General features: G+C 38.8%; 4 protein-coding genes. All 4 read left to right on the plus strand.

Annotated features, from left to right (window positions below):
* Positions 1-2,357: glycyl radical protein (locus QZ359_RS06340; RefSeq protein WP_293964252.1), on the plus strand; the 2,357-nt coding region annotated here is incomplete at its 5' end.
* A gap of 18 nt (positions 2,358-2,375) precedes the next feature.
* Positions 2,376-3,044, plus strand: coding sequence for a fructose-6-phosphate aldolase (locus QZ359_RS06345; RefSeq protein ID WP_261029544.1), 669 nt, complete (start codon positions 2,376-2,378; stop codon positions 3,042-3,044).
* 17 nt (positions 3,045-3,061) lie between these two features.
* Positions 3,062-4,150, plus strand: a complete 1,089-nt coding sequence (locus tag QZ359_RS06350) for a glycerol dehydrogenase (protein WP_293964254.1) — start codon at positions 3,062-3,064, stop codon at positions 4,148-4,150.
* A 350-nt stretch (positions 4,151-4,500) separates the two neighbouring features.
* Positions 4,501-6,005: leucine--tRNA ligase (gene leuS / locus QZ359_RS06355; protein ID WP_293964256.1), on the plus strand; the 1,505-nt coding region annotated here is incomplete at its 3' end.

Raw genomic sequence — 6,005 nt, forward strand, 5'->3', positions numbered from 1 at the left:
AAGATGTTTTAAATAAAAAACCTTATATTGATGCTGAGAGAGCGGTTCTAGCAACACGCGCTTATGATCGATATAAGGAACAACCTAATGTCCTAAAACGCGCCTATATGCTGAAAGAAATTTTGGAAAATATGACTATCTATATCGAAGAAGAATCTATGATTGCGGGAAATCAAGCTTCTTCCAATAAAGATGCTCCTATTTTTCCAGAATATACGCTAGAATTTGTTCTCAATGAGTTGGATCTTTTTGAAAAGCGTGATGGAGATGTTTTCTATATTACTGAAGAAACAAAAGAACAACTTAGAAGTATTGCTCCGTTTTGGGAAAATAATAATTTACGTGCTAGAGCTGGTGCCTTGTTACCTGAAGAAGTGTCTGTTTATATGGAAACAGGATTCTTCGGTATGGAAGGTAAGATGAATTCTGGAGATGCTCACTTAGCAGTTAACTATCAGAAGCTGTTGCAATTTGGTTTAAGAGGTTTTGAAGAGCGGGCTCGTAAAGCGAAAGCAGCTCTAGATTTAACAGATCCAGCAAGTATTGATAAATATCATTTTTATGACTCTATATTTATCGTAATCGATGCTATTAAAGTATATGCAAATCGCTTTGTTGATCTTGCTAAAAGTTTAGCCGAAAATGCAAATCCTAAACGTAAGAAAGAATTACTTGAGATTGCAGATATTTGCTCTCGAGTCCCATATGAACCGGCAACTACTTTTGCAGAAGCTATTCAATCAGTCTGGTTTATTCAATGTATTTTACAAATTGAATCTAATGGTCACTCTCTTTCATACGGTCGTTTTGATCAATATATGTATCCATATATGAAGGCTGATTTAGAAAGTGGTAAAGAAACAGAAGATAGCATTGTTGAACGTCTGACAAATCTTTGGATTAAGACAATTACAATTAATAAGGTTCGCAGTCAAGCACATACATTTTCTTCAGCAGGAAGTCCTTTATATCAAAATGTTACAATTGGTGGACAGACTCGAGATAAGAAGGATGCTGTTAACCCATTATCTTATTTGGTATTAAAATCAGTTGCACAAACTCATCTACCGCAACCTAATCTAACTGTACGTTACCATGCAGGTTTAGATGCTCGTTTCATGAATGAGTGTATTGAGGTGATGAAACTTGGTTTTGGTATGCCTGCATTTAATAATGATGAGATTATTATTCCTTCTTTTATTGCAAAAGGAGTAATGGAAGATGATGCTTATGACTACAGTGCCATTGGATGTGTTGAAACGGCTGTTCCAGGGAAATGGGGCTATCGTTGCACAGGTATGAGTTATATGAACTTTCCTAAGGTTCTACTGATCACGATGAATGATGGAATTGATCCGGCTTCGGGTAAACGGTTTGCACCAAGCTTTGGTCATTTTAAGGATATGAAGAACTTTTCTGAATTAGAAAATGCTTGGGATAAAACACTAAGATATTTGACACGAATGAGTGTTATTGTTGAAAATTCTATTGATTTATCATTGGAACGAGAAGTTCCTGATATTCTATGTTCAGCATTGACTGATGATTGTATTGGTCGTGGAAAACACCTTAAAGAAGGTGGAGCAGTATATGATTATATATCAGGTTTGCAAGTTGGAATTGCAAATTTGTCGGATTCATTAGCTGCAATTAAAAAATTGGTATTTGAGGAAGAACGTATAAGCCCAAGTCAGCTTTGGCATGCATTGGAAACAGATTATGCCGGAGAAGAAGGTAAGGTCATTCAAGAAATGTTGATTCATGATGCACCTAAGTACGGTAATGATGATGATTATGCTGACAAATTGGTTACTGCTGCTTACGACATTTATGTTGATGAAATTGCTAAATATCCTAATACACGTTATGGAAGAGGTCCTATTGGAGGAATTCGTTATTCAGGAACATCTTCTATCTCAGCCAACGTAGGACAGGGACGTGGAACACTAGCAACTCCAGATGGACGCAACGCGGGTACACCGCTAGCAGAGGGTTGTTCACCATCACATAATATGGATCAACACGGCCCTACATCTGTTTTAAAATCTGTTTCAAAATTACCAACAGATGAAATCGTAGGTGGGGTTCTCTTAAATCAGAAAGTAAATCCTCAAACGTTAGCCAAAGAAGAAGATAAATTAAAACTAATTGCTTTGTTACGAACATTCTTTAATCGTTTACATGGGTACCATATTCAATACAATGTTGTTTCCAGAGAGACGTTGATTGACGCTCAGAAACATCCTGAAAAACACAGAGATTTAATTGTTCGTGTTGCAGGATACTCTGCATTCTTCAATGTTCTTTCTAAGGCAACCCAAGATGATATTATAGGACGTACTGAGCATACATTGTAAAATAAAGAGGTTCTTTTTATGGAGTTTATGCTTGACACATTAAATTTAGATGAGATTAAAAAATGGTCTGAAATTTTACCGCTAGCTGGGGTAACTTCAAATCCCACTATTGCAAAAAGAGAGGGTTCTATTAATTTTTTTGAACGAATCAAAGATGTAAGAGAATTGATTGGCTCTGTACCCTCTATTCATGTTCAGGTGATTTCTCAAGATTTTGAAGGCATCTTAAAGGATGCTCATGAAATTCGTAGACAAGCAGGAGATGATGTATTTATCAAAGTACCTGTTACTCCGGCTGGATTACGTGCAATAAAGGTGCTAAAAAAAGAGGGCTACCATATCACTGCAACAGCTATTTATACAGTTATTCAGGGATTATTAGCTATCGAAGCAGGAGCCGATTACCTAGCTCCATATTATAATAGAATGGAAAATCTGAACATTGATTCAAATTCTGTCATTCGTCAATTAGCTCTTGCTATTGATAGACAGAACTCTCCTAGTAAGATTTTAGCTGCATCCTTTAAAAATGTAGCACAAGTAAATAGTGCTTTAGCTGCAGGTGCGCATGCTGTTACAGCAGGAGCAGATGTTTTTGAATCAGCTTTCGCCATGCCATCTATCCAAAAGGCGGTTGATGATTTTTCTGACGATTGGTTTGTTATTCAAAATAGTCGTTCCGTTTAGATAGAGAGGGAATACATATGAGAATTTTTGCTAGCCCTTCTAGATATATTCAAGGGGAAAATGCCTTGTTCGAAAATGCCAAATCAATATTGGATTTGGGAAATCGTCCTATTCTATTATGTGATCAGTTGGTTTATGATATTGTTGGAAAACGATTTGAAGATTACCTACATAGGTATGGTTTCCATATTGTTCTAGCCCAGTTTAATGGTGAAGCTTCTGACAATGAAATCAATAGAGTTGTTGTCTTAGCTGAGAAAGAAAATTGTGATAGTATTATCGGGCTTGGTGGTGGAAAGACGATTGATAGTGCAAAAGCTATTGCAGATTTGATTGAAAAGCCTGTTATTATTGCTCCAACAATTGCATCGACCGACGCACCTGTATCTGCTTTATCTGTTATTTATACAGATGAAGGTGCATTTGATCATTATCTATTTTATTCTAAAAATCCAGATTTAGTTTTGGTTGATACAAAAGTTATTTCACAAGCCCCTAAGCGTTTATTAGCGTCTGGTATTGCAGATGGTTTAGCAACTTGGGTTGAGGCGCGTGCGGTTATGCAGGCAAATGGAAAAACTATGTTGGGACAACAGCAAACGTTGGCTGGAGTTGCAATTGCGAAGAAATGTGAAGAAACGCTGTTTGCAGATGGTTTACAGGCTATGGCAGCTTGTGAAGCTAAAGTGGTGACACCAGCATTAGAAAATATTGTTGAAGCTAATACTCTATTGAGTGGCCTAGGTTTTGAAAGTGGAGGATTAGCTGCGGCGCATGCAATTCATAATGGTTTTACTGCATTGACAGGTGACATTCATCATTTAACACATGGTGAAAAAGTAGCTTATGGAACTTTGGTACAACTTTTATTGGAAAATAGACCTAAAGAAGAACTTGATAAGTATATTGAGTTTTACAAAAAAATTGGTATGCCAACAACTCTAAAAGAAATGCATTTGGATCAAGTTGGATATGATGATTTAATAAAAGTTGGTAAACAAGCAACTATGGAGGGTGAGACAATCCATCAGATGCCGTTTAAGATTTCGCCTTCAGATGTTGCTCAAGCTATCATCGCTGTAGACGCCTATGTAAATTCAAAATAAACAATAAGGACTACTGTTTTCCAAATGGTAGTCTTTTATTGATCATCGTATTGAATCCGACGTTCTTCATAAATCAAAAAGCGACATAGGTTGTCGGCTATTTACTATAAATACATTAATTAGCATTCCAGTCGTATCTTCGGTCTAAAATTAGTATTTTGTGTTATAAGAGATAAGCTTCTTGTTTTGCTCTTTGATTTCCCGCATAATAATAAGATAAAAAAGTGGGTGATAGAGCAATTCAGAGCCATCAAAATTAATGAAATACAGTATACAGTTTTTTCTTTTAACACATTTCAAATTCTCTCAAAAATGGTATAATAGTAACATCACAAAATTGGAGAGAGACCATGAGTTTTTACAATCATAAAGAAATTGAGCCTAAGTGGCAGGGCTACTGGGCAGAACATCATACATTTAAGACAGGAACAGATGCATCAAAACCGAAGTTTTATGCACTTGACATGTTCCCTTACCCGTCTGGAGCGGGTCTGCACGTAGGACACCCAGAAGGCTACACAGCGACTGATATCCTCAGCCGTTTCAAACGTGCGCAAGGATACAATGTCCTTCACCCAATGGGATGGGATGCTTTTGGTTTGCCTGCAGAGCAATACGCTATGGATACTGGTAATGACCCAGCAGAATTTACAGCTGAGAACATTGCTAACTTCAAACGCCAAATCAATGCGCTTGGATTTTCTTATGACTGGGATCGTGAAGTCAACACAACAGATCCAAACTACTACAAGTGGACACAATGGATTTTCACTAAGCTTTACGAAAAAGGCTTGGCCTATGAAGCTGAAGTGCCAGTAAACTGGGTTGAGGAATTGGGAACAGCCATCGCCAACGAAGAGGTCCTTCCTGATGGAACGTCTGAGCGTGGAGGCTATCCAGTTGTCCGCAAGCCAATGCGCCAATGGATGCTCAAAATCACGGCTTACGCAGAGCGCTTGCTCAATGACTTAGATGAACTTGATTGGCCAGAGTCTATCAAGGATATGCAACGCAACTGGATTGGGAAATCAACTGGTGCTAATGTAACTTTTAAAGTTAAGGGAACAGACAAGGAATTCACAGTCTTTACCACTCGTCCTGATACTCTTTTCGGTGCGACTTTTACCGTTTTAGCTCCTGAGCATGACTTGGTTGACGCTATCACAAGTCCAGAGCAAGCAGAGGCAGTAGCCGACTATAAACACCAAGCTAGTCTGAAATCAGACCTGGCTCGTACAGACCTTGCCAAAGAAAAAACTGGTGTTTGGACTGGTTCTTATGCCATCAACCCTGTCAATGGTAAGGAAATTCCAATCTGGATTGCCGACTATGTTCTTGCTAGTTATGGAACAGGTGCCGTTATGGCTGTGCCTGCCCACGATCAACGTGACTGGGAATTTGCCAAACAATTTGACCTTCCAATCGTTGAAGTACTTGAAGGTGGAAATGTTGAAGAAGCTGCCTACACAGAAGATGGCCTTCATGTCAACTCAGACTTTCTAGATGGACTCAACAAAGAAGATGCTATTGCCAAGATTGTGGCTTGGTTGGAAGAAAAAGGCTGTGGACAAGAGAAGGTTACCTACCGTCTCCGCGACTGGCTCTTTAGCCGTCAACGTTACTGGGGTGAGCCAATCCCAATCATTCATTGGGAAGATGGGACATCAACAGCTGTCCCTGAAAGTGAATTGCCACTTGTCTTGCCTGTAACCAAGGACATCCGCCCTTCAGGTACAGGGGAAAGTCCACTAGCTAACTTGACAGACTGGCTTGAAGTGACTCGTGAAGATGGTGTCAAAGGTCGTCGTGAAACCAACACCATGCCACAATGGGCAGGTTCAAGCTGGTACTACCT

Source organism: Streptococcus sp., from assembly GCF_019414905.1.
In the GTDB taxonomy this organism is placed as follows: domain Bacteria; phylum Bacillota; class Bacilli; order Lactobacillales; family Streptococcaceae; genus Streptococcus.

What these genes read in the sequence shown, in the direction of transcription:
- QZ359_RS06345 (WP_261029544.1), top strand. Translation starts at nt 2,376, where the DNA reads ATGGAGTTTATGCTTGACACATTAAATTTAGATGAGATTAAAAAATGG.
- QZ359_RS06350 (WP_293964254.1), top strand. Translation starts at nt 3,062, where the DNA reads ATGAGAATTTTTGCTAGCCCTTCTAGATATATTCAAGGGGAAAATGCC.